Source organism: Aeromonas molluscorum, from assembly GCF_051376105.1.
Lineage (GTDB): Bacteria > Pseudomonadota > Gammaproteobacteria > Enterobacterales > Aeromonadaceae > Aeromonas > Aeromonas molluscorum.
This window is the reverse complement of record NZ_JBPQCY010000001.1, coordinates 570,882-592,798: the sequence shown is the minus strand read 5'-3', so window position 1 is coordinate 592,798 and position 21,917 is coordinate 570,882. Positions and strand designations below refer to the sequence as shown.

Below are 21,917 nucleotides of genomic sequence, written 5' to 3'. Positions count from 1 at the left end.
ATGCTTGAACTGCTTTTCCTGTTGTTACCCATTGCAGCCGGTTACGGCTGGTATATGGGGCGCAGGAGTGTTCGCCAGGACACCCAGAAACAGAGCAACCAGTTTTCCCGCCAATATGTGGCGGGCCTTAACTATTTGCTCTCCGACGAGTCTGACAAGGCTGTCGATCTCTTCATTCAGCTGCTTGAAGTCGACAGCGACACCATTGAAACCCATCTATCCCTCGGCAATCTGTTTCGCCAGCGTGGCGAGGTCGATCGCGCCATCAAGATCCATCAGAACCTGGTCAGTCGTGAGCTGACTCGCGAACAGCGTCAGCTTGCCCTCCAGGAGCTGGCGCGGGATTTTCTGGCCGCAGGTCTACTCGACAGGGCTGAGGCCATCTGGGTTGAGCTGTGTGAGGATGCCGATTTCGAGGAGACTGCGCTCACCCAGTTGCTGATCATTCATCAACAGCTGCGAGATTGGCAGCAGGCTATTCTGGTTGCCCAGCGTCTGCAGAAGTTCCCCGGCAAGAAGCTGGCCGATCCCATCTCCCATTTTCATTGCGAGCTAGCCGAGCAGGCGCTGATGGATGGTGACCTGAATGAAGGGCGTGCTCGTTTAAGAAAGGCGCTGGGGGTCAATCCCCATTGCGCTCGAGCCAGTCTGCGCCTGGCCAGGCTGGACATGGCAGAGGGCGATTATCAGCAAGCGAGTCGCGAGCTGCTGCGAGTCTTTGAACAGGATATCGATTTTGCCTCGGAAGCCATGCCACTGCTGAGTGACTGCTACGAGCAGTTGGGGCGCAGTGCCGAGCTGATCCCGCTGCTCGAGAAGGCGGTGGAAGATCACGCCGGAGTGAGTGTCACTCTGGCTTTGGCCAAATTGGTGGGAGAGCGTGATGGCTTGAACCAGGCTCGTGCTCTGGTATTGCGCCAATTGCGTCGCCACCCCTCCATGAAGGGGTTCTACCAGCTGGTAGGCTTCCAGCTTGCCAGTGCAGAGCCAGGGCCCGCCAAGGAGAGCCTGGAGCTGTTACAACAGCTGGTTGGCGAGCAAATCAAAATAAAATCAACCCACAAGTGCCGCCAGTGCGGCTTTGCCACGCACTCCTTGTTCTGGCAATGCCCCTCTTGTCGGCAGTGGGGTTCCATCAAGCCGATCCGTGGTCTGGACGGTGAATAACCTATAGGAAGAGAGATGTTAGATCCCAAAGTTCTGGTTGCGCTGGATTATCAGTGTGAAGCCGATGCCCTGGCCTTCGTTGAACGGGTCTCACCGGCCCAGTGCCGTCTCAAGGTTGGCAAGGAGATGTTTACGCTGTTTGGCCCCCAGTTCGTGCGCCAGCTGGTTGCCAAGGGGTTCGACGTCTTCCTGGATCTGAAGTTTCACGATATCCCCAATACGGTCGCCAAGGCCGTTGCGGCCAGCGCCGAACTGGGTGTCTGGATGGTGAACGTGCATGCCAGCGGGGGAGAACGCATGATGCAGGCCGCAAAGGAAGCTCTCGCACCTTATGGTGATAAAGCACCGCTGCTCATCGGCGTGACGGTATTGACCAGCATGGAGCAAGACGATTTGCGCGGTATTGGCCTGGATATCAGCCCGGCCGAGCAGGTGCTGCGCCTGGCTCGCCTTGCCAAGGTATCAGGACTCGATGGCGTGGTATGTTCTGCCAACGAGGCGAAGGCGTTGAAGGCCGAGTTGGGTGATGAGTTCAAGCTGGTGACTCCTGGCATACGCCCTGTGGGCGCGGCGCAGGGAGATCAACGTCGGGTGATGACGCCGAGTGAGGCTATGGCTGCGGGTGCGGACTATCTGGTGATAGGACGCCCGATCACCCAATCTGGCGATCCGGCCCTTACGCTTACGGAAATCAACGACGATCTCGCCAGCCACTAACCAGTAGCGTGAGCAGGCCAAGCACCAGGCCTGCTCCCGCACCAACCAGATGTGATCCTATGTGTACCTTGGCCCCGATCAGCATGGCAGCCGGGCCATCCCCGCCAGAGTAGTGATCCAGCCCCAGCTTGATGGCAATCCCAAGCAGCATGAGCCACCCCGAATGACGGCGGTGACGAATGTCTTGAATGGCCCCCCAAACGAAGAGTCCATGCAGCATGCCGGACAGACCCATGTACCATTGGGTGTGCGGATAGCCATACCAAAGGCCCAGGCCAACGGCGAGACTGAGCACGGTCAGCAGCAGTGGCAAGGCCCAGCCCTGCAGGTAATCACAGAACAAGGCGTAGAGCACCAGCAGACCGGCGAGGTTGAGCAGTAGGTGCCACAGATTGGTGTGAGCCAGATTGCCTGTTATGATGCGCCACCCTTCGCCCTGAGCTATCAGCGTCCGGTTGAAGGCGATGAGGTCATTTGGCACGGTAAAGAAGAGGATCAGGCAGGCGAGTGAAAGCGTGATGAGCCAGAATAGCCCAGATTTGACTGACAACATGAAAGGGCCCAACGAACAAAATAGTCGCTACTGTACACGCTGCGCCCGCGCCCTTAAAGCTTGTCTATGCGAATATATTTATCCGGTTGAGAATCGGGCTCCCCTGGTCATTTTGCAACACCCGACTGAGGTGGGGCACCCCAAGGGAACCGCAGCCCTGCTGGCCGCCAGCCTGACTCAGGCCCAGATCTGGGTCGGGGAAGCGTTCGGCGAACACCAGGCGTTGGCGCAGTTGCTGACCAGTCGTCCCTGTTTTCTGCTCTGGCCCGATGAGCAGGCCCGGTCTCTGGCCGAGTTGCGGGCCTTGCCCCCGACCTCATCCCATGAGGAGCCTTGCTTTGTGCTGCTCGATGGCACCTGGCGCAAGGCGTATAAAATGCTGCAACTGAACCCGGCTCTGGCCGCCTTGCCGCGCATTGCCCTCGCCACCGCCGAAGGCCAGTACCTCATACGCAAGAAGCCTTTTGCCACGGCTTTGTCGACCCTTGAGGCGGGCTATCATCTGTTATCGCAATGGGAGGGCGACGCTGCCAAATACGCCCCTTTGCCGAGTCTATTCCATCGTCTCAACGAGCAGTGGCTCTCCTATTCGACGTGCAAGCCAGCGAGCTTGCGCCCTTAAGAGGATCTATCAAGTGAAAAAAGCAGTTGTCGTGTTCAGTGGCGGTCAGGACAGTACCACCTGTCTGGTACAGGCCAAGGCGCAATATGACGAGGTTCACGCCATTACCTTCGATTATGGCCAGCGCCATCTGGCCGAGATTGAGACGGCCCGTGCCTTGTCCAAGGTGCTGGGTGTGGCTGCCCACAAGGTGATGGATGTCACTTTGTTGGGGGAGCTGGCGGTGTCGGCCCTGACCCGGGACCATATTCCGGTCAGTGGCGAGTTGCAGGACAATGGCTTACCCAACACCTTCGTACCGGGGCGCAACATACTGTTTCTTACCCTGGCGGCCATCTATGCCTATCAGGTGGGTGCCGAGGCCGTGATCACCGGGGTCTGCGAGACTGATTTTTCCGGTTATCCCGATTGCCGCGACGAATTCGTTAAGGCGCTCAACCATGCGGTGGCATTGGGGCTGGATCGCGGGTTGCGCTTCGAAACCCCCCTGATGTGGCTCGACAAGGCTGAGACCTGGGCGCTAGCCGATACCTTTGGCCAGCTGAACCTGGTGCGCGAACAGACGCTCACATGCTACAACGGCCTCATTGGTGATGGTTGTGGTACTTGCCCTGCCTGCATATTGCGCCGCCGTGGCCTGGATCAGTATCTGGCCGATCGGGTGGGCGTTAACTTGCGTCTGCAACACAAACAGGGGCGCTAGCCTTATTCACCCCGAGCGGGGTCACAGTGATTGGTAACCAGTAGTTTTATGATGCTCTACCCGATTAACGAAATTTTTCAGACCATACAGGGGGAGGGGGTGTTCACCGGCCTGCCCGCTATCTTCGTGCGCTTGCAGGGCTGTCCCGTCGGCTGTCCCTGGTGTGACACCCGTCATACCTGGGTGGTGGATCCGGCGCGCCAGGTGCCTGTCAGCCAGGTATTGGATTGCTCCAACGAATCCGATGGTTGGAGCCCGATGAGCGGCGCTCAGGTATTGGCCAGTCTTGCCGAGTTGGGCTATCGGGCCAAGCATGTGGTGATCACCGGAGGGGAACCTTGTCTCTATGACCTGAACGAGCTCAGCGAGACCTTGCACCAGGCTGGCTATCAGCTGCAGATAGAAACCAGCGGCACCAGCGAGATATTGACCCATCCGGCTACCTGGGTCACCGTCTCTCCCAAAATAGGGATGGCAGGCGGGCTGACAGTGCTGCCCAGTGCCTTGGCGAGGGCCAATGAGATCAAGCATCCAGTGGCCATGATGCGGCATGTCGAGGAGCTGGATGACTTGCTATCTGGCGCCCAGTTGCGTGAGGATGTGGTGATAGCGCTGCAACCCATCAGCCAGAAGCCCAGGGCCACCGAGCTTGCCATGGCGGTCTGTATCGAGCGTAATTGGCGCCTCTCTATCCAGACTCACAAATATCTGGAAATCGATTAAATGACCACCTTGCCCGACGAACAGATATTGCTGAGCCTGGCCAAGCCAATGCCTTATGGTAAATATCGGGGGCGCAGGCTCATCGATTTACCTGAACCCTACCTGGTGTGGATGGCCAGAAGTGGATTTCCGGCTGGCTCCTTGGGGCAATCGCTGGCATTGGCGTATGAGATAAAATTAAATGGGCTCGAAGCAATGATAGTCCCCATCATAGATAGGATATCAGTATGAGAATATATACCCGACAAGGCGACAAGGGGATGACCCGATTGGCTGATGGTAGCCGCATTGCCAAGAGTCATCAGAGAGTAGCCAGTTATGGCGATATAGATGAATTAAATTCTCATATAGGTCTTCTTGCTGCGAAAATAACCGATCAGCAATCTCAGGTATTAGCCGAGCTGACACTCATTCAACAGGAGTTGTTTGACCTGGGCGGCGAATTGGCCTTTTCGAGCGAGGCGCAGTCGAGTGCTATTTGGCAGGTCAGGGAAGAATGGACGGCACGATTGGAATCCCAGATCGATCACTACACTGAACAATTACCCCCGCTGCGCCAGTTTATTCTACCCGGTGGAACTGAGGCTGGCGCCTTGGCGCATGTGGTGCGGACGCTGACTCGGCGTTGTGAGCGACAACTGCTTGTCCTGGCGGAACAAGAGCAGATCAACCCTGCCGTTATTCCCTACGTTAACCGGCTAAGTGACTGGTTCTTCACTCTGGCTCGCTATCTGGTATGCCAAGAGGGCAAGCCGGAAGTGCATTGGGTCAAGGCGGCAGACAGATGAATGCCAGTATGGCTCTGCCAGCAGACAGAACGTAGCCTTGTTTGGATCAGGCAAAAAAAAACCTCGCTATGCGAGGTTTTTTCATGGGCAATACCTGGATCTATTAGATAGCGAAATCTGCCAGGGATTTACCAGCTTCAACAGCCTTGGCGATGGCAGAAGGCATGCGGCCCTGACCGGTCCAGGTTTTCTCGACACCGTTGTCGTCATAACGGTATTTCGGCGGACGCGGAGCGCGCTTGCTGCCTTTAGCCGGTTCGGAGGAGGGGGCTGTGCTAACCAATTCAGCCGGGTCGATCCCCGCGGCTTTCAGCATTTCGGTATATTCATTGATTTTACGTTGACGCTCTTCGCGAGCCTGACGATCTACGGCTTCATCTTGCTGACGTTCAGCAACGATGGTGGAGAATTTCTCCAGCCCTTCTTCCAGTTGTTCCAGGGTCAGCTCACGGCAAGCGGCACGCAGGCTACGGATATTCAGCAGTACTTTCAGAAATTCAGTCATAGTGGTTACCATGCGAGCAAGAAAGGGATAATTATTGGATAACTATTTTCTGGTAATTTATACGTCAGGATGACATTAAGTCAAGTCGAGAGAATTAATAAATAATGATTAGAAATTAAGAACATTATTTTTTAATCCCTGTCGATGGGTTAATTAGGGTGTAAAACCCCATTAATGTGGCTGTCAGGTTAAAATCTCGCCGAATGCAGGCTGCGTAAAATCTCTCACTGGCATTGGGCGAAAGATCTTGATTCGAATGAGTATTAAATCAAAAAACTTGATATAAAATATCATCAGGATAAAATACCCGCCGAATACCTTTTAAGTAGAGGCGCGCTGCCTATAACTACTCATGCGGAGGGTGATGCCTGTGAAGCATGAGGAAAGGAGCCAGCGCCGAAGTGATCATGCCATCATGCAGGGTCGCTGGGATTGCATCGAACAGGTGCAGTACTGCCATAGTCAATCACTATGGAGCGCTACTGAAGGGGCTGAGGAGTAACCCTTCACGGGCTCATTTTCTTCTTTATCCTCTCGGTAGATCTCCACCTTATGTTGTAGGTGTCAAGAGATCATGGACATTACCCATTACGCCGATTCGGCGTGGTCCCTCATTCCCCCTTTAGCGGCAGTCATACTGGCTGTCACGACCCGCAAAGTGCTGCTCTCTCTCGGGGTTGGCATTGTGCTGGGTTGTTTGCTGGTAAACCAGTTTGTGCCACTGGCCAGTGCCGAGTATCTCGGCCAGGTGGCCAAGGGGATCTTCTGGGCTGACGGTGCCTTGAATGGTTGGAACGTCAACATACTGGTGTTCCTGCTGCTGCTGGGTGGCATCATCAGCTTGCTGACGGTGTCGGGCGCGACTCTGGCATTCGCAGAATGGGCCGCGCAGCGTATCCAGGACAGACGGGGGGCAAAGATGCTGACCGGCCTGCTGGTGTTCCTGTTCTTCATCGATGACTATTTTCACAGTCTGTCGGTGGGGACCATCTGCCGTCCGCTGACCGATCGTTTCAATATATCCCGGGCCAAGCTGGCCTATCTGCTTGACTCAACCGCAGCCCCCGTCTGTGTATTGATGCCGATCTCCTCATGGGGGGCCTATATCATCGCGCTCATCGGTGGCATCTTGACCGCCCATGGTATTCAGGATCAGAGCCCGATATCTGCTTTTGTGCAGATGATCCCCATGAACTTCTATGCCCTGTTCACCCTGGCCATGGTGTTGGTGGTGATCGTGTTCCAGCTCGACATCGGTCCCATGCGTGAGCATGAGCAGCGTGCCCTCAAAGGGCAGTTGTGGGATCCGGCCAAGGGCGTGCCTCCCGGTAGCAGCGGCGATCTGCCCGTCTCCAGTCGCGGCCGGGTCATCGATCTGGTGTTGCCAATCCTGACCCTGACCGCGTCCACCGTCTATTTCATGATGGCCACCGGGGCTGCTGCCCTGGCCGAGAAGGGGTTGCCGTTCGGGGTACTGGGCGCGTTCGAAAATACCGATGTGGGCGCTTCCCTGGTCAATGGCGGCCTGTGCGGGCTTGGGGTCGCCGTGGTGCTGACCTTGCGCATGGGGCTGAGCCTGCGTACCTGGCTCGAGGTCGTCAAGCACGGTGTCATGGCTATGCTGCCCGCCATCTACATTCTGGTGTTTGCCTGGGCCATAGGCGCCGTCATTCGCGATGTGGAGACAGGGAAATACCTGGCTTCCCTGGCTCAGAGCGGGCTGCCCATCGAGTTGCTGCCCGTGGTGATGTTCTGCCTCTCCGGCGCCATGGCATTTGCGACCGGCACCAGCTGGGGGACCTTCGGCATAATGTTGCCCCTGGCCGGTGACATGGCCGCCGCCAGCGAGATAAGCATGATGTTGCCGATGCTCTCTGCCGTGCTGGCCGGGGCCGTATTCGGCGATCACTGTTCACCGATATCGGATACCACCATCCTCTCTTCCACCGGCGCCGGTTGCCATCATATCGATCACGTGATGACTCAGCTGCCTTATGCGCTGACCATTGCCATCGGGGCAGCCTTCGGTTACCTGGTGCTGGGGGCGACTCACTCGGTCACCGCTGGTTTTGTTACCAGCGGCGTCTGGTTCCTCGGGGTGACACTTTTCTATCTTAGAGCCAGTCAGAAGGCGGCAGTCACCGCCTGATGAATGACGAGGGGCCTGTGGGCCCCTTTGTTTTTGGCGTCATGCTGCGTTAGCATGCGCGCCATAAATTGGTATCGGAGCAAGCATGGCCTCATTACATTACAAATTCGCCGCGATGAACTCGGGAAAATCCACCCAGCTTATCCAGGCGCACTTCAACTATCTCGAGCGGGGCATGCACCCTCTGGCCATGACGCCAGCCATTGATGACAGATCCGGACTCGGGGTGATCAGCGCCAGGGTCGGGTTGGAATTAAAGGCGGAGGTGTTTAGCGATAACTGCGATCTGTTCGAGATGGTCAAGGCCCGTCATGCCGAGCAGGCCATCGATGTGTTCATCGTCGATGAGGCGCAATTTCTCACCAAGGAGCAGGTCTATCAGCTGGCCAGGGTGGTGGACGAGGCGGGGATTCCCGTGATTGCCTATGGCCTCAAGATAGACTTCCGTGCCGAGCTGTTTCCCGGCTCCTACCATCTGCTCTGTCTGGCTGACAAGGTGGAAGAGCTCAAGAGTATCTGCTGGTGTGGCAACAAGGCGCACATGAATGCCAGGGTCAATGCCGATGGCCAGGTCGCGCGGGATGGCGCTCAGGTGGAAATAGGAGGCAATGCCCGTTATGTCTCCCTGTGCCGTAAGCACTATCTGGCTGGCCGGGCATTTCGTTAAGTTCAGGTTGCGCAGGTTTTAGCAAACATAAAAAGGGCCCTGTCGGGCCCTTTTTATGTTTGGTTCAAGGCCGAGTAACAGGACGAGGCTCGGCGCGGGCGTGCCGGAGCGGTTAATCGAATTCGCTATCGACCGGGGTGATGATGGGATCGGCTACCGGCAGACGATGGAACAGCTGGCGAAAGTGTTGCTGCACCCGGCCGATATCGACAAGGGACATGCCGGAGGCGAAACCGAACCAGACATAGAGACCGGTCAGGTCGCGGAACATGGGGGGCAGGTACTTGGGGGCAGCGATCAAGCCTTCCAGATAGTGCTGATAGAGCACGGGGATGTCGTCCAGGGTCACCTTGCCCACAAACAGCATCGGCAAGATCTCGGGTACCCCTTCCAACACGGCGCTGCGAATGAAGTTGACCGTCTCCACATAGCCCTTTACATAGGAGAGATCCTTGGTAAAGCAAGCCCCTCCCTCCACCATGCCGCCCCGGAACACCCGCTGGGTGATCTTGTAGGCATCATGTTCGCTCGCGCCCTTGTCCAGAAAATGGCGATAGAGTTCGATGAAGTCCGCACCATTCTCGGCCATGTCGATGGCCATCACCCTGTCCGAGATACGTTTAGCCCTGTCCGGGAAGGAGCTGAAAGTGAGGGTCTCTATCAGAACCGCCAATCCCTCCTGGCAGGCCGTGATGCGCGGCGAGCCGGCACTGAGCCAGGTCGCATAAGGCTGCTGTCGGCCATTGAGGGTGGTACCGACATGAACCCACCCCTCGTGGACCTCCAACACCTGCAAGTCGAGCTCGGAGAAGCGGGCATGACTGCTCAGCTTGATATAGTCACCGCCAGCTGCCGCATCCGAGACGATGCCATCGCTCAGCTTTACCTGCACCTGGCCGTCGCGAAAGTAGCTGGATAGTTTGTCCTGCAGCCGGTCTACCGCAGCCTGCCCCTCAAACTCCTTGGGGTAGGGGCGCACCAAATGGCGGGCACCCGGCAGGGAAAAGATATCGCACAACCGCTCTCCCAGCTCACGCAGTGTCTTGCGATCGCCCCTCAGGTGATCCCGGGCCGAACCATAGAGGCGTTGACTGTAACGCAGAAAATCGGGCTGGCCGCGTTGGCGCAGCATCTCGATCACCACCATGTACTGATCGACGTTGGCTTGCAGTATGCGGCCCAAGTCATCATGGGGGCCCAATTTGCGGCGGATCCTGTCCCTGAGCTCCTTGAGCTCCAGGTACTTGTTACGTGGGTCGAACCCCAGATCCAGGCCCTGATAGAAGTTGGTATCGATAGCTGGCAGAGTCTTGCCGCCCTTGGCCAGAAAGTCATGACGGATATGGTGGGGCCATTTGATGGCATCCAGAATGCGGATCGGCTTTTGCAACACCAGCAGCTCATCGGAGAGGGACTTGAGGTGCAGGCGATATTTCTCTTGGATGGTCATCGACACTCGGTTCGGGCTGCGCGCAGGTGGGCTGAGTATATGGACTGTCAGTGTCAAAAAGAAGCGCAAACAGAGGCGGGCAGGGGCCTCTACTTTAGGTTGACCACAAATTGGTTTAGACTGCGCCCCTCGCTTTCAAGAGTCCCATAACGTCATGATGAATACACCCAGCTCCGAAATGATAATGCGTTGGCTGCAACAGGCTCGTATCGAGCATTATGTCTGCGATCAGTGCCATGGCATCCATATCGTCTCCCTGCAATCTGTGGAAGGCATCCAGGAGAGCCGCGTCTTTGTTGAAGAGGAAGGATTGTTGTTCTCCTCCGAGCTGGAAATTCGCCCTGCGGCGCTGTTGCCCATGGTGGCTGAACTGGGTCGGCTCAACATGCAATATCCCTCGCTCAAGGTGTTTCTCGACATCATTGATGACAACTTGCCACGACTAGTGGTCGGCCATACGGTGTTCACCAAGGCGGGTCTTACGGTCGAACAGTTCATCTTGTTTGTGCAGAGCACCATAGCCGCGACCCATGATGTGGTTGCCGAGTGTGAGCGTTTGGGCTTCCTAAACCTGGTTGATGTGGTGGTTGAACCGGGATCTGTGCATTAATCCGGCAGTCGAACGCGGGAGGCAGAGAAAGCCGTTGACGGGCGAGCGGCTTTCCCCTAAATTACGCCCCGTTGTCGCGGCCAAGGCCATGAGCGATCCTGATGATTGAACAGGTAAAATAGCAGTCAGAAAATTTGGTGGGGTGTCCGAATGGCTGCCCACCGACGAAGTCGGAATAGAAGCACGCAACCCGTGCTCCGAAAGCCACTTCAAAGCAGTAAAAAATTTGGTGAGGTGTCCGAGTGGCTGAAGGAGCACGCCTGGAAAGTGTGTATACGGCAACGTATCGAGGGTTCGAATCCCTCCCTCACCGCCATATTGAAAAGCCCGGCTCAGGTCGGGCTTTTTGCTGTCTGGCATTCGTCAATATTCATCATCTTTGTCCCCTTCAGGCGAGGGAGCGTTTTATATTCCCGCTATGGCACTTGGCTGGGGGTAAGTGATGGTTGCTGTGGGCGGAAGCAGAGATAAATAAAAAATCCGGCCTAAAAGAGGCCGGATTTTTTATTTATCCAACCTTGACTCAGATGTTTTGTGCTTCATTCGGCACAATAACAGCGGCATGATTGCCCTTTGGACCCTGTTGAAGCTCAAACTGCACAGCTTGACCCGCTTTCAAGGTTCTGTAACCTTCCATTTGAATGGTGGAGTAGTGGGCGAAGATATCGTCACCGCCCCCTTCCGGACAGATAAACCCAAATCCTTTTGCGTTGTTAAACCACTTGACTGTTCCGGTTGCCATACATCTACATCCTTTTATTGATTACCCTAAAGTCGTTGAGTAACCTGCACCAGCCCATTATAACTAGATATATCAGCCTAATAATGGTGGGGCGCCGATTAGCAAGTAACCAATTTAGTCCAACTGATGGTCGAGTCAAGAAGTTGTTAACAAGTCATGTGATCCAGTTAACAAGTCTATTGACAGCCTGACGCCAGGCGGTAGTAATCTAGAGGTACCCAAGCACAATCATGAGTAAGCAAAAAGAACTCTTTGTTAATGAAGAGATTGCGCAGTCCGAGAAGACCAAGCTGCAGCCGCCATCCATGTACAAGGTGCTGCTCAATAATGATGACTACACCCCGATGGAGTTCGTGGTTGAAGTCTTGCAGCGGTTCTTCCGGATGGATCTGGATAAGGCTACCCAGATCATGCTGAGTGTGCATTATAGTGGTAAGGGAGTCTGTGGCACCTTCACCGCCGAGATAGCGGAGACTAAGGTGGTCCAGGTCAATACCTATTCACGTAATAACGAACATCCACTGCTATGTACGATGGAAAAGGCCTAAACGACATGACGTGATGACAGAACGACACCACATTGTTGCTGTACTTAGGGGAGGTGCCTATGTTGAACAAAGAGCTAGAGAAGACGCTGAACGAGGCTTTCAAGCTCGCTCGCGATGAGCGTCACGAATTCATGACCGTTGAGCACCTGTTGTTGGCCCTGCTGGATAACAGCTCAGCCCACGAGGCCTTGAGTTCATGTGGTGCGGATGTGGAATTGATGCGCAAGGAGATCGCCGCCTTCATCAATCAGACCACACCGTTAATTGCCGCCGATGACGAAGACAGAGAAACCCAGCCAACTCTAGGTTTCCAGCGTGTGCTGCAACGCGCAGTATTCCACGTGCAATCTTCGGGTCATACCGAAGTCAGTGGTGCCAACGTGCTGGTGGCCATCTTCAGTGAGCAGGAGTCCCAGGCTGCTTACTTCCTGAAAAAATCCGACATTAGCCGACTGGATGTGGTCAATTTCCTCTCCCATGGTGTGCGCAAAGACAACAAACCAGACACCCCGCAAAACAATGCCGATGCTGACGATGATGTCTCAGCCGCCCAGATAGAGAGCTTTGCCACTAACCTCAACCAGCTGGTGCTGGAGGGACGAATAGATCCCTTGATTGGTCGCGATCAGGAGCTGAGCCGCACCATCCAGGTATTGTGCCGCCGCCGTAAAAACAACCCTTTGTTGGTCGGGGAAGCCGGCGTGGGCAAGACTGCCATCGCCGAGGGTTTGGCTTATCGCATCGTCAAGGGGGATGTGCCTGAAGTCATTGCCGGCAGCACCATCTATTCCCTGGATATGGGATCCCTATTGGCCGGTACCAAGTATCGTGGTGACTTCGAGAAGCGCCTCAAGGTGCTACTCAAACAGATTGAGCGCCAGGAAGGAGCCATTCTGTTTATCGACGAAATACACACCATCATAGGTGCAGGGGCGGCATCCGGTGGTCAGCTGGATGCGGCCAACTTGATCAAGCCTCTGCTTTCCAATGGTCTGCTGCGTTGCGTGGGTTCAACCACCTACCAGGAATATGCCCAGATCTTCGAGAAAGATCGCGCCTTGGCGCGCCGCTTCCAAAAGATAGACATCGTAGAACCGACCATAGATGACACGACTCGCATCCTGATGGGTCTCAAGAGTCGCTACGAGGCGCATCATAGTGTGCGCTATACCGCCAAGGCCATTCGGGCTGCGGCCGAGCTCTCAGCCAAGTACATCAATGATCGCCATCTGCCGGACAAAGCCATTGATGTGATCGATGAAGCTGGGGCGGGGCAGCGTATGCTGCCAGTGAGCAAGCGCAAGAAAGTGATCAATGTGGCCGAGATTGAATCCATCGTGGCCAAGATAGCGCGCATTCCGGAAAAATCTGTTTCCTCTTCCGATAAGGAGGTGCTCAAAAATCTGGAGCGCAACCTCAAGATGGTGGTATTTGGTCAAGATAAGGCCATTTCGGTGTTGACCGATGCCATTCGTCTCTCTCGTTCAGGGTTGGGGAATGAGCGTCGTCCTGTCGGTTGCTTCCTGTTTGCTGGCCCAACAGGGGTGGGGAAAACAGAAGTCACCCAGCAGCTCGGGAAGGCGCTTGGAGTCGAGATGCTGCGCTTTGACATGTCGGAATACATGGAGCGTCATACTGTCTCCAGGCTGATTGGTGCACCGCCCGGCTATGTTGGTTTTGAACAAGGGGGCCTGTTGACTGATTCAGTGATCAAACATCCCCATGCCGTATTGTTGCTTGATGAGATAGAGAAGGCGCACCCGGATGTGTTCAACCTGTTGCTGCAGGTCATGGACAATGGGACTCTTACCGATAATAACGGTCGCAAGGCAGATTTTCGCAACATCATCTTGGTGATGACCACCAATGCGGGTGTCCAGGAGACTCAGCGAAAGTCCATTGGCTTCCAGCAGCAGGATCTCAGCCACGACGCCATGGAGGTGATCAACAAGACGTTCAGCCCAGAGTTCCGTAACCGGCTTGATCACACTATCTGGTTTAACCATCTGGATATGGCGGTGATCTACCAAGTGGTCGACAAGTTCATCGTCGAACTTCAGGTACAGCTGGACGCCAAGGGAGTATCCCTTGAGATATCGGAAGGTGCCCGTCACTGGTTGGCTGAGAAGGGCTATGACAGGGCGATGGGAGCTAGACCCATGGGGCGGGTCATTCAGGAGCACCTCAAGAAACCCCTGGCCAATGAGATCCTGTTTGGTTCACTGGTCGATGGGGGTATCGTCAAGGTTGAAGTAGTAAATGATAGCCTCAGCTTCGATTTTCAGGTCGATGTTGAAGCCGTGCCTCACTAAATAGAAACCACGAAACGACAAAAAACCCCAACCATCAGGTTGGGGTTTTTTGCTGAATTCCTGGCTTAGCGAGAGCGGAAAACAATACGACCCTTGGAGAGATCGTAGGGAGTCAGAGCGACTGTCACCTTGTCGCCAGTCAGGATACGAATGTAGTTTTTGCGCATCTTGCCGGAAATGTGAGCGATAACCACGTGACCATTCTCCAGTTCCACACGGAACATGGTATTGGGCAGGGTTTCCAAGATAGTGCCCTGCATCTCAATACTGTCTTCTTTAGCCATTGAATCCTCTTGATAAGCCACAACAAAAATCCGCTGGATCATGCCGGATTTAAGCCAATGTGTAAAGTTTACTCGGGCTTGGTGGCGATATTTTTCCATTCACCCTTAATGAGTCGCTCATGGGGAAGGAAACGACTCTTGTATTTCATCTTGCGGCACTCCTCAACGTGATAGCCCAAATAGAGCCAGTGACGGCCAGTTCGCCGCCCCAGATCCAGTTGGCTTAAGATGGCAAAGGTGCCGATAGATCGATCGGCAAAGGCGGGGTCGAAAAAGGTATACATGGCGCTCAAGGCGTGGGGCAGGAGATCCGTGACTGCCACACCGATAAGCCGGTTATTCTGATGGATCTCGAGATAGAGCGGCGGCATCCAGTCACAGTGCAAGAAGCCCTTGTACTGGTTGCGGCTGGGAGGATACATGCTGCCGTCCCGGTGTCGCTGGCGGATATAACGTTCATACAGCTGATAATATTCGGGCTTATCGCCATAGCTAAGCACCAGGGAGAGATCCCGGTTTTGTTGCAGGATCCGCTTCTGGCTGCGACTCGCTACAAACTGCTCGCTGTGGATACGCAGAGACTGACAGGCGTTGCAGCTCGGACAGTGGGGGCGATAGATATCATTGCCGCTGCGGCGAAAGCCAGCGGTCAACAAGCGCTCGTAACCATGAGCATTGAGCAGGTCGTTATCCATCAGTACCAGCAACTGCTCCTGTTGATGTTCCAGATAGCTGCAGGCATGTTTGGGAGTCAGGCCTACTTTGAGGATCACTTCTTCAGTCATAGGTTGATGGACCTCGTTTGCCAGCACCCTTCACGCAGTGGTTGCTGTCGCAGTGTCGCCAGCGCCGCCAAAAACTGGCTACGGGGCCACTCTTCGATGCCCAGGGTAGCCAGGAAGCTGTTTTGCATCTGGCAGTCAATGAGGGCCCCGCCGTGGCATTCAAAATGGCGGCACAAGGCCCACATGGCCACTTTTGCACCGTTATCTATACGGCTGAACATGGATTCGCCACAGAAGAGGCGACCGACGGCGATACCATAGAGCCCCGCCTGCAACTGCCCGTCTTGCCACACTTCGATGGAGTGAGCGTGCCCCTGACGATGCAGCGCCTGGTAGGCCGCTATCATCTCATCGCTGATCCAGGTACCACTGGCGGTGGGCCTGGGGGCGGCGCAGGCGGCGATAACCTGATTAAAGGCGCGATTGATGGAAATATCGAATGAATGACGGCGCAAAAACTTTTTCAGACTGCGCCCGACATGCAGGCGTGAGGGAACTATTACTCCACGGGGGTCCGGCGACCACCATAGCAGGGCCTGATGGGGTTCATTCCATGGAAAGATCCCGTTGTGGTAAGCTGCGAGCAGACGAGGAGGGGAGAGATCGCCCCCGATCGCCAGCAGGCCATTGGGTTCATCCAGAGCGTGTTTGGGGTGGGGGAACCGGGTCGGCTCATCATCCAGTTGGGTCAGGTAACAAGACATAGCATCGAGAGGTTTCATAGATGAAGGCCATTATCCTGATAGTATCCAGCCTGCTGTGCTTTGTCACGGTGCAGGCCAGTGCCGAGGTCTATCAACGCAATACGGCGCGGCCGGTCAACCAGGTGGTATTTGGTCAGGTCGAGACGATGCGCAACATCACCCAGCGTCAGGTGATTGAGTCTGAACAATCCGGCTGGAAGACGTTGGGTGGGGCACTCATCGGGGGCTTGCTTGGCAACCAGTTTGGCGGCGGTCATGGCCGGGAGATAGCCACCGCGGTGGGGGCCTTGGCGGGTGCCGGTGCGGCGCAATATTACCAGTCCGGCACTGAGGTGGTGGAGAACAAACTGGTGGAGCTGCTGATCCGCAATGATCAGGGGGCACTGGTCAATGTCATTCAGGATTTTGATTCGAGCATGGTCTTCGCCCAGGGCGATAAGGTTCGTATCCTTTACTTTGATGATGGAGTGCGGGTCGACAAGACTTATTGAATTCTCGCCTCGCCCCAGAGTCGTCAGCCTCTGTCAGCTGAGCTGAGTAGTAGACAAGCGCGGTGTGGGCCGATGAAGAAGGGCAGCGTGCGGGCTAGAGGGCGATACGCGTATCCCGGAGACAACAAAGGCATGCCGGGGCATGCCTTTGTCATTTTCATCACCTGCCCCTACTGGGGCTGGCGGCGCTTACTGCGCATCGAGGAAGCGTTCAGCATCCAGGGCGGCCATGCAACCAGTCCCGGCCGAGGTGATGGCCTGACGGTAGTTGTGGTCGGCCACGTCGCCTGCGGCGAATACGCCTTCAATGCTGGTTTGAGTGGCGAAACCTTGCAGACCGCCGCGTACCAGCAGATAGCCATTCTCCATGGCCAGCTGACCTTCGAAGATCTGGGTGTTCGGCTGATGGCCAATGGCGATGAAGACTCCCATCAGCGGCAGCTCAGAGGTGCTGTCATCCTTGGTGCTGCGCAGCCGGATGCCGGTCACACCCATGTCGTCGCCCAGCACTTCGTCCAGGGTCTGATAGGTGTGCAGCACTATGTTGCCACTGGCTACCTTGTCATGCAGGCGCTTGATCAGGATCTTCTCGGCGCGGAACTCGTCGCGACGATGGACCAGATGCACCTTCTTGGCGATGTTCGCCAGATAGAGGGCTTCTTCCACGGCGGTATTGCCCCCGCCAATGACGGCCACTTCCTGATTGCGATAGAAGAAGCCATCACAGGTGGCGCAGGCGGAGACGCCGCGCCCCTTGAAGGCCTCTTCAGAAGGCAGACCCAGGTATTTGGCAGAGGCGCCTGTGGCGATGATCAGGGCATCACAGCTGTACTCGCTGCTGTCGCCCTTGAGGCGGAACGGGCGCTCATTCAGGGACACCTCGTTGATGTGATCGAACAGGATGCGAGTATCAAATTTTTCCGCATGCTCTTTCATTCGCTCCATCAACGCAGGACCGGTCAGTCCTTCCGCATCACCGGGCCAGTTCTCCACTTCCGTGGTGGTGGTCAGCTGACCGCCTTGCTGCATGCCGGTGACCAGCAGTGGATTGAGGTTGGCACGGGCTGCGTAGACGGCGGCCGTGTAGCCTGCCGGGCCTGAGCCCAGGATCAGCAGCTTGCTGTGAATGACTTCGCTCATGGTGTGATTTCCGAGACGTAATGAGTTTGCGCGATTGTAGGGAATTCGTGATCCAGGGTCAAAGGGCAGTGCATCGATTGTGTTAATCGATAGTCGGTGCGGGCTGGCGCGCGTTCGGACATCAAAAACCGCCCATCGCGGGCGTTTTGTACTCTTCGCGACTTGCTGGCAAGTGGGATCAGTCCAACAGGGTCTGGGAATGGGTGACGACAAGGCCGTGGGCTTTGGCAGAGAACCATTTACCGCCATCGGGTTCAGGCCGTTGATCAGGTGGTTGTCGGCAAGCAGGGCGGCTTTAGTCGCCTTTATCTGCCAGACGGATGAGGACGGGCAGGGTAGCGTTGTTGAGGGCCAAGGCAGCGGTACGAGCCACGGCGCCGGCCGAACCATGGCTTCATGGCGGCAGTACGTTCACGGGTGACAAGTTTCGGCGCAGTGACGCCTGGACACCGGCGTGAATAGACATGCGATCGGCGATGCCGGACATGGGGACCAGCGAAGGCAGACCACCCCAGGCATCGCTGACTGGCGGGTAAGCGATGCAGAACAGAGCGCAGTTGCCAGCACAGGGGGCTGGGGCAGACCCGGCACCAGAGGGCGGTATAGGTAAATGGCACTTGGTGGGGTCACTGGATGGCAGCTTGGCTGCATGGGCTCTTTGACCCCGACTGTCATCTGCGACGTTGCAAAAATATCAGCAGCAGCGGCCAATATTTCGGCGCCAGCAGCGTGATAGTCTGCGTCAGTGAAGCCGATGCCAGTTCCTGCGCCGCGTTGGACGAAAACAGTATGGTTTCGTGCTGCCAGTTCACGTACACTGGCCAGAACCATGCTTACGCGATATTCATGGTTTTTTATTTCTTTAGGTACACCGATAATCTTGCTCCCCCCTTGTCTATAGATCGGTGTTTTATGTTGCTCCGTTGTCGGGCAACATGTGCGCCTCGCATATTCAGGTATTGACAGGATTTGTGACCATAATTATAAAATGACTGGTGATTCTTACCAAAAAATAGCCAAAGGATGGAATAAAATGATGGAAGCTAAGAGTCGGCTAAAGGATTTGGACAGGATTGATCGCAACATTCTCAATGAACTGCAAAAGGATGGCAGGATTTCGAATGTTGAGTTGTCCAAACGAGTTGGCCTGAGTCCCACACCCTGTCTGGAACGGGTTCGTCGCCTGGAGCGACAAGGCTATATCGAAGGATATGCCGCTATTCTGAACCCTCATTATCTGGATGCTTCTCTGCTGGTGTTTGTGGAAATCACCCTGAACCGGGGCGCCCCGGACGTGTTTGAACAGTTCAATAAGGCGGTTCAAGTACTCGAAGAGATCCAGGAGTGTCATCTGGTCTCCGGTGATTTCGATTACCTGCTCAAAACCCGCGTCAGCGACATGTCTGCCTACCGCCGTCTGCTTGGGGAAACCCTGTTGCGACTGCCTGGCGTCAACGACACGCGCACCTATGTGGTGATGGAAGAAGTTAAACAGAGCAGTCGTCTGGTAATTAGTACCCGATAGAGTATTTTGTGCTGTGATGTGACAGGCAATTGATGCATCATAAAATGAGAAACGAGCGGCCAGTCCGCTCGTTTCTGCTTGTCGAGTCTGTCGCATCAATGGCTGGGCAGGCTGACAAGTGATAGGTTTTTCAGGGATACTGGGCCCCCTTGTCCCACGCGTTATCATGTTTTTCAGAAAGGAGCCGGAGTTTGGCCGAGAAAAAGCTGTTTACTCCTTTATCAGGCACCCAACGGATCTTCGAAGCCGTCTTGATCGCCATCACACTGCTGGCTGCCTACCTCTTGCTTGCCCTGCTCACCTACCACCCTGCCGATCCCGGCTGGTCCCAGACCTCCTGGGAAGGGGACGTGAAGAATCTGGCAGGTAGCGCCGGTGCCTGGATAGCCGATATCACCATGTTCACCTTCGGGGCCTTCTCCTACCTGGTACCGCCTTTGCTGGTGCTGCTGGGGTGGAGTCTGTTCTGGCGGCCGAGCCGCTTGCTGGAAGTCGACTACCTTACCCTGTCGGTGCGCATTGTTGGTTTCATATTGACGGTACTCGGCATGTCGGCCATCGCCAGCATGAACTTCAATGACATGCAGAACTTCTCGGCCGGTGGCCTGGTCGGCGATGTGATAGCCTCGGCCGTGATCCCGCTGTTTGGCGGCGTCGGCGCCAACCTGATGCTGCTCTGTTTCGTGGCAACAGGCATCACCCTGTTCACCGGCTGGTCCTGGCTCACCATAGTCGAGCGGATCGGCGGTGCCTGTACCGGGTCAGTCTCTGCCCTCTATCACTTGCCCACAACTTTGGGTAACTGGCTCAGTGGCGGCTGGCGTCAACCCCGCTTTGAGGGACCGGATCCCTTGCTGGAAGGCAGTGCCGGCACCCTGGCCCTGGATGACGAGGACGACGATGAGCCTCACGGTGGCTGGTTGCGCCAGGCCAAGGCGCCCCAACAGGGCAGCAAGGGGAAGAGGGCGGCCAAGTCTGAGGAGTGGTTGCCTGAGCTGGACGAAGATACCTTCCAGTTCGATCCTGATTTTGACGATGATGAGGAGCCGGCGCCGGCCCCCGTCAAACGTGCCCAGCGCCCCCGCCAGCCGGTGGTGATGGCCAATGAGGATGATCTGGACCTGCCTTGGGCTGACAATGGTGACGAGGCCCCGAGCCCGGTGCCCCGTCCTGTCTCCAAACGCACTACCATGGCCAATATGGCACCGCTGCCGAGTCTGGACCTGCTCGACCGCCCCCCGGCCAAGACCCAGTCCATGAGCCCGGAGGAGCTGGAGCGCATGGCGCGCCTGGTGGAGGCCAAGCTTGCCGACTATAACGTGCAGGCCAAGGTGGTCGGTGTCTATCCGGGCCCTGTCATCACCCGCTTTGAACTCGACCTGGCCCCCGGCATGAAGGCGAGCAAGATAACCAACCTCTCCCGCGATCTTGCGCGCTCGCTCTCCGCCAGCAGTGTACGGGTAGTGGAGGTGATACCCGGCAAGACCTTTATCGGTATCGAACTGCCCAACCGGGTTCGCCAGACGGTCTACATGCGCGAAGTGGTGGATTGCGAAGATTTCCACAACAGCGAGAGTCCCCTGACCATGGTGCTTGGCCAGGATATCGCCGGCGAGCCGGTGGTGGTGAACCTGGCCAAGATGCCGCACCTGCTGGTGGCCGGTACTACCGGCTCGGGCAAGTCGGTCGGGGTGAACACCATGATCGTCTCCATGCTCTACAAGGCGAGCCCGGACGATCTGCGCTTCATCATGATCGATCCCAAGATGCTGGAACTCTCGGTCTACGAGGGAATACCCCATCTGCTCACCGAGGTGGTGACCGACATGAAGGATGCCGCCAATGCCCTGCGCTGGTGCGTGGGCGAGATGGAGCGTCGCTACAAGCTGATGTCGGTGGTCGGGGTACGTAACCTCAAGGGCTATAACACCAAGGTGCAGATGGCGGCTGATGCGGGCAACCCCATGCGCGATCCGCTGTGGCGCCCGGGGGATTCCATGGACCAGATGGCTCCCGAGCTTGAGAAACTGCCGCACATAGTGGTGGTGGTGGACGAGTTTGCCGACATGATGATGATCGTCGGCAAGAAGGTTGAAGAGCTGATTGCCCGTATCGCCCAGAAGGCGCGGGCGGCCGGTATTCACCTGATCCTGGCGACCCAGCGTCCCTCGGTGGATGTGATCACCGGCCTCATCAAGGCCAACATCCCGACCCGGATCTCCTTCCAGGTGTCGAGCAAGATAGATTCCCGCACCATCCTGGATCAGGGCGGCGCCGAATCCTTGCTCGGCATGGGCGACATGCTCTACATGCCGGCCGGTACCTCCAACCCGACCCGGGTTCACGGCGCCTTCGTCGATGACCATGAGGTACACAAGGTGGTAGCGGACTGGAAACTGCGTGGTGAGCCGAACTACATCGAGGAGATCCTCTCCGGTGAGTCGGATGAGGGTGGCAGCAGCGGTGGCGGCGATGTCGGCGACGAAGAGCTGGACCCTCTGTTCGACGAGGCGGTGGCCTTCGTGGTGGAATCGCGTCGAGGGTCTACCTCCAGCGTGCAGCGCAAGTTCAAGATCGGTTACAACAGAGCGGCCCGCCTCATCGAGCAGATGGAGAATCAGGGCATCGTCAGCAGCCCCGGTGGCAACGGCCAACGGGATGTGCTGGCACCGCCGCCGGTGCGTGATTAACCCTTTTGTGTCCTGGCCATGCCCTTAGCGGGTGTGGCCTTT

Annotated in this window: 24 protein-coding genes, 1 tRNA gene and 1 riboswitch; of the genes, 16 read left to right on the top strand and 9 right to left on the bottom strand. The window is 56.2% G+C overall.

Annotated elements, in window-relative coordinates; all coding sequences use genetic code 11:
• A complete protein-coding gene (gene lapB, locus ACSMDR_RS02835) occupies positions 1–1,167 on the top strand; it encodes a lipopolysaccharide assembly protein LapB (RefSeq protein WP_436466950.1) in 1,167 nt (388 codons plus the stop codon).
• 15 nt (positions 1,168–1,182) lie between these two features.
• Positions 1,183–1,884, top strand: coding sequence for an orotidine-5'-phosphate decarboxylase (pyrF, locus tag ACSMDR_RS02830; RefSeq protein WP_005908125.1), 702 nt, complete (start codon positions 1,183–1,185; stop codon positions 1,882–1,884).
• Here pyrF and rrtA read toward each other — a convergent pair.
• The gene (rrtA, locus tag ACSMDR_RS02825; RefSeq protein WP_005908123.1) at positions 1,859–2,437 is read right to left on the bottom strand and encodes a rhombosortase; all 579 of its coding nucleotides are present in this window, start codon (positions 2,435–2,437) and stop codon (positions 1,859–1,861) included. The genes pyrF and rrtA overlap by 26 nt on opposite strands.
• On the opposite strand from rrtA, the gene ACSMDR_RS02820 reads away from it, so the two are divergent.
• Genes ACSMDR_RS02820 through ACSMDR_RS02800 form a run of 5 tightly spaced genes read left to right on the top strand, consistent with a single transcriptional unit; the run spans position 2,403 to position 5,273 of the window.
• A complete protein-coding gene (locus ACSMDR_RS02820; RefSeq protein WP_436466949.1) occupies positions 2,403–3,059 on the top strand; it encodes a tRNA-uridine aminocarboxypropyltransferase in 657 nt (218 codons plus the stop codon). The two genes, rrtA and ACSMDR_RS02820, sit on opposite strands and share 35 nt — an antisense overlap.
• Positions 3,060–3,072: 13 nt before the next feature.
• Positions 3,073–3,762 (top strand): 7-cyano-7-deazaguanine synthase QueC, encoded by a 690-nt coding sequence (gene queC / locus ACSMDR_RS02815; RefSeq protein WP_436466948.1) that lies wholly within the window; start codon positions 3,073–3,075, stop codon positions 3,760–3,762.
• 51 nt (positions 3,763–3,813) lie between these two features.
• A complete protein-coding gene (gene queE / locus ACSMDR_RS02810) occupies positions 3,814–4,485 on the top strand; it encodes a 7-carboxy-7-deazaguanine synthase QueE (protein ID WP_436466946.1) in 672 nt (223 codons plus the stop codon).
• Positions 4,486–4,716, top strand: coding sequence for a DUF3820 family protein (locus tag ACSMDR_RS02805; RefSeq protein WP_005907980.1), 231 nt, complete (start codon positions 4,486–4,488; stop codon positions 4,714–4,716).
• Complete coding sequence (locus ACSMDR_RS02800; protein ID WP_005907978.1) at positions 4,713–5,273, top strand: cob(I)yrinic acid a,c-diamide adenosyltransferase; 561 nt, start codon at positions 4,713–4,715, stop codon at positions 5,271–5,273. The genes ACSMDR_RS02805 and ACSMDR_RS02800 overlap by 4 nt, the downstream gene beginning before the upstream one ends.
• 103 nt (positions 5,274–5,376) lie before the next feature.
• Here the strand turns inward: ACSMDR_RS02800 and ACSMDR_RS02795 are convergent, their stop codons facing one another.
• Complete coding sequence (locus ACSMDR_RS02795) at positions 5,377–5,778, bottom strand: H-NS family histone-like protein (protein WP_436466945.1); 402 nt, start codon at positions 5,776–5,778, stop codon at positions 5,377–5,379.
• A 318-nt stretch (positions 5,779–6,096) separates the two neighbouring features.
• Positions 6,097–6,268: riboswitch (Lysine riboswitch) on the top strand.
• Positions 6,269–6,352: 84 nt separating this feature from the next.
• Between ACSMDR_RS02795 and ACSMDR_RS02790 the strand changes: the two genes are divergently transcribed.
• Together ACSMDR_RS02790 and ACSMDR_RS02785 are read left to right on the top strand one after the other, a co-directional pair.
• Positions 6,353–7,927 (top strand): Na+/H+ antiporter NhaC family protein, encoded by a 1,575-nt coding sequence (locus tag ACSMDR_RS02790; RefSeq protein WP_436466944.1) that lies wholly within the window; start codon positions 6,353–6,355, stop codon positions 7,925–7,927.
• An 85-nt stretch (positions 7,928–8,012) separates the two neighbouring features.
• Positions 8,013–8,594: a thymidine kinase gene (locus tag ACSMDR_RS02785; RefSeq protein ID WP_040319358.1), complete on the top strand. Its 582-nt coding sequence runs from the start codon at positions 8,013–8,015 to the stop codon at positions 8,592–8,594.
• Between the two features lie 112 nt (positions 8,595–8,706).
• Here the strand turns inward: ACSMDR_RS02785 and ACSMDR_RS02780 are convergent, their stop codons facing one another.
• The gene (locus ACSMDR_RS02780; protein ID WP_005907973.1) at positions 8,707–10,044 is read right to left on the bottom strand and encodes a flavohemoglobin expression-modulating QEGLA motif protein; all 1,338 of its coding nucleotides are present in this window, start codon (positions 10,042–10,044) and stop codon (positions 8,707–8,709) included.
• Positions 10,045–10,198: 154 nt separating this feature from the next.
• Here ACSMDR_RS02780 and ACSMDR_RS02775 point away from each other — a divergent pair, with 154 nt between their 5' ends.
• Positions 10,199–10,654: a type III secretion system chaperone family protein gene (locus tag ACSMDR_RS02775; RefSeq protein WP_083940412.1), complete on the top strand. Its 456-nt coding sequence runs from the start codon at positions 10,199–10,201 to the stop codon at positions 10,652–10,654.
• Positions 10,655–10,882: 228 nt separating this feature from the next.
• Positions 10,883–10,970 (top strand) — tRNA-Ser (locus tag ACSMDR_RS02770).
• 207 nt (positions 10,971–11,177) lie between these two features.
• Here ACSMDR_RS02770 and cspD read toward each other — a convergent pair.
• Positions 11,178–11,396 (bottom strand): cold shock-like protein CspD, encoded by a 219-nt coding sequence (cspD, locus tag ACSMDR_RS02765; protein WP_005907684.1) that lies wholly within the window; start codon positions 11,394–11,396, stop codon positions 11,178–11,180.
• Positions 11,397–11,626: 230 nt separating this feature from the next.
• On the opposite strand from cspD, the gene clpS reads away from it, so the two are divergent.
• Both clpS and clpA read left to right on the top strand, forming a co-directional pair.
• On the top strand, positions 11,627–11,944 hold the full coding sequence (gene clpS, locus ACSMDR_RS02760; protein ID WP_005907683.1) for an ATP-dependent Clp protease adapter ClpS: 318 nt from the start codon (positions 11,627–11,629) through the stop codon (positions 11,942–11,944).
• A gap of 59 nt (positions 11,945–12,003) precedes the next feature.
• A complete protein-coding gene (clpA, locus tag ACSMDR_RS02755; protein WP_436466943.1) occupies positions 12,004–14,256 on the top strand; it encodes an ATP-dependent Clp protease ATP-binding subunit ClpA in 2,253 nt (750 codons plus the stop codon).
• A 65-nt stretch (positions 14,257–14,321) separates the two neighbouring features.
• Here the strand turns inward: clpA and infA are convergent, their stop codons facing one another.
• The 3 genes from infA to aat all read right to left on the bottom strand — a co-directional run bounded on the left by infA (position 14,322) and on the right by aat (position 16,029).
• Positions 14,322–14,540, bottom strand: a complete 219-nt coding sequence (gene infA / locus ACSMDR_RS02750; protein WP_005300033.1) for a translation initiation factor IF-1 — start codon at positions 14,538–14,540, stop codon at positions 14,322–14,324.
• Positions 14,541–14,608: 68 nt separating this feature from the next.
• On the bottom strand, positions 14,609–15,325 hold the full coding sequence (locus tag ACSMDR_RS02745) for an arginyltransferase (RefSeq protein WP_436466942.1): 717 nt from the start codon (positions 15,323–15,325) through the stop codon (positions 14,609–14,611).
• Positions 15,322–16,029, bottom strand: coding sequence for a leucyl/phenylalanyl-tRNA--protein transferase (aat, locus tag ACSMDR_RS02740; protein WP_436468181.1), 708 nt, complete (start codon positions 16,027–16,029; stop codon positions 15,322–15,324). The genes ACSMDR_RS02745 and aat overlap by 4 nt, the downstream gene beginning before the upstream one ends.
• A 20-nt stretch (positions 16,030–16,049) precedes the next feature.
• Here aat and ACSMDR_RS02735 point away from each other — a divergent pair, with 20 nt between their 5' ends.
• Positions 16,050–16,520, top strand: a complete 471-nt coding sequence (locus tag ACSMDR_RS02735) for an outer membrane lipoprotein (RefSeq protein ID WP_005907676.1) — start codon at positions 16,050–16,052, stop codon at positions 16,518–16,520.
• A gap of 189 nt (positions 16,521–16,709) precedes the next feature.
• Here the strand turns inward: ACSMDR_RS02735 and trxB are convergent, their stop codons facing one another.
• Both trxB and ACSMDR_RS02725 read right to left on the bottom strand, forming a co-directional pair.
• On the bottom strand, positions 16,710–17,660 hold the full coding sequence (gene trxB, locus ACSMDR_RS02730) for a thioredoxin-disulfide reductase (RefSeq protein ID WP_005907674.1): 951 nt from the start codon (positions 17,658–17,660) through the stop codon (positions 16,710–16,712).
• A gap of 411 nt (positions 17,661–18,071) precedes the next feature.
• Positions 18,072–18,491 carry a hypothetical protein gene (locus tag ACSMDR_RS02725; protein WP_436466941.1) on the bottom strand — a complete coding sequence of 140 codons (420 nt, stop codon included), beginning with the start codon at positions 18,489–18,491 and terminating at the stop codon, positions 18,072–18,074.
• A 202-nt stretch (positions 18,492–18,693) separates the two neighbouring features.
• On the opposite strand from ACSMDR_RS02725, the gene lrp reads away from it, so the two are divergent.
• Positions 18,694–19,185 (top strand): leucine-responsive transcriptional regulator Lrp, encoded by a 492-nt coding sequence (gene lrp, locus ACSMDR_RS02720; protein WP_005300047.1) that lies wholly within the window; start codon positions 18,694–18,696, stop codon positions 19,183–19,185.
• A gap of 191 nt (positions 19,186–19,376) precedes the next feature.
• On the top strand, positions 19,377–21,875 hold the full coding sequence (locus ACSMDR_RS02715; RefSeq protein WP_436466940.1) for a DNA translocase FtsK: 2,499 nt from the start codon (positions 19,377–19,379) through the stop codon (positions 21,873–21,875).
• The last annotated feature ends 42 nt before the right edge of the window (positions 21,876–21,917 follow it).